Here is a 1194-nt window from a genome sequence, read left to right as displayed (position 1 = left end):
GGCTGAAGGACCTGCCGTCGGTGGCGGGTGTGGTGTCTTTGCTGGCTCTCTCGGGCGAGGTGTCCGGGGATGGTGTGCCGGTGGGGGTGTCGGGTTCGCTGGCGCTGATCCAGGCCCTGGGCGACGCGGGTATCACGGCTCCGTCGTGGGTGCTGACCCAGGGGGCCGTCATGGTCGGTCGGGCGGATACGGCCGTCGACCCGGTCCAGAGCGCTGTCTGGGGGCTGGGCCGGGTGGCCGCACTGGAGGCGCCCGGTCGCTGGGGCGGTCTGATCGACCTCCCGGCCGCCCTCGACGACACCACCGGGAACGCCTTGGCGGCGGTGTTGGCGGGTGTGGGTGTTGAGGATCAGGTGGCGGTGCGTGGGTCGGGTGTGTTCGGTCGTCGGTTGGGGCGGGTGGGTGCCGGTGCTCTTGGTGGGGGTTGGCGTCCGCGGGGGACGGTGTTGATCACGGGTGGTACGGGTGTGTTGGGTGCGCGGGTGGCGCGGTGGGTGGTTGCGCAGGGTGCGGGGCATGTGGTGTTGGCGGGTCGTCGGGGGTTGGGGGCTCCGGGTGCGGTGGAGTTGCGGGATGAGCTGGTGGGGATGGGTGCGCGGGTGAGTGTGGTGGCGTGTGATGTGGCTGATCGGGTGGCGGTGGAGGGGTTGCTTGCTGAGTTCGTGGTGGATGCGGTGGTGCATGCGGCGGGTGCGGTGGTGAATGTGCCGTTGGGGGAGGTGGGTGCGGGGGATCTTGCGGGGGTGTGGTCGGGGAAGGTGGCGGGTGCGGTGCATCTGGATGCGGTGCTGGGTGATCGGGTGCTGGATGCGTTTGTGGTGTTCTCCTCGATTGCGGGTGTGTGGGGCAGTGGGGGGCAGGCGGGGTATGCGGCGGCGAATGCGGCGTTGGATGCGTTGGTGCAGTCGCGTCGGGTGCGGGGGTTGGTGGGGACGTCGGTGGCGTGGGGTCCGTGGGCCGGTGGGGGGATGGCTGCCGGTGACGGGGTGGTGGAGGCGTTGCGGCGGCGGGGTCTGGTGGCTTTGGATCCGCAGCGTGCGGTGGGGGAGCTGGGGCGTGTGGTGGGGGGTGAGGATGCGGTGGTGGTCGTGGCGGATGTGGAGTGGGAGCGGTTCGCTCCCGCGTACACGAGTGTGCGTCCCAGCGCGTTGCTTGCGAGTCTTCCCGAAGCCCGCACCACCCCCACCACCAGCG

At 70.9% G+C, this 1194-nt stretch carries 1 protein-coding gene; it reads left to right on the top strand.

What is annotated here, in order from left to right:
• Positions 1–1194 (top strand): beta-ketoacyl reductase (locus ABZ490_RS52185; RefSeq protein ID WP_359008147.1); only part of this gene is annotated, 1194 nt, incomplete at both ends.

It is taken from the genome of Streptomyces sp. NPDC005811 (assembly GCF_040630405.1).
Classification (GTDB): domain Bacteria; phylum Actinomycetota; class Actinomycetes; order Streptomycetales; family Streptomycetaceae; genus Streptomyces.
The sequence above is the reverse complement of the archived record's forward strand: the minus strand, read 5'-3'. Positions and strand labels throughout refer to the sequence as shown.